Consider the following 355-nt stretch of genomic DNA (forward strand, 5'->3'; position numbering starts at 1 on the left):
GCGGCTTCCAGTCGATCCACGAGTCCGACCTGCAGCTCATCCCGGATGTGTCGACGGCGTTCGTCGACCCGTTCCGCACCGAGCGCACCCTCGTGATCGTCTTCGACATCTACAACCCGCGCAACGGCGAGATCTACTCGCGCGACCCGCGTCAGGTCGCCAAGAAGGCCGAGAAGTACCTCGAGTCGACCGGCATCGCCGACACCGCGTACTTCGCCCCCGAGGCCGAGTTCTTCATCTTCGACGACGTGCGCTTCGAGGTGAAGCAGAACAAGAGCTTCTACGAGGTGGACTCCTCCGAGGCGGCCTGGAACTCCGGGCGCGTCGAGGAGGGCGGCAACCTCGCCAACAAGAC

The 355-nt window shown here is 64.5% G+C and carries 1 protein-coding gene; it reads left to right on the forward strand.

The genetic code is table 11. The annotated features are described in order from the left end of the window. On the forward strand, positions 1-355 hold a 355-nt coding region (locus FJ658_RS03620), incomplete at both ends, for a glutamine synthetase beta-grasp domain-containing protein (RefSeq protein ID WP_181408313.1).

Origin of the sequence: Schumannella sp. 10F1B-5-1 (genome assembly GCF_006517535.1) — a bacterium.
Lineage (GTDB): Bacteria > Actinomycetota > Actinomycetes > Actinomycetales > Microbacteriaceae > Schumannella.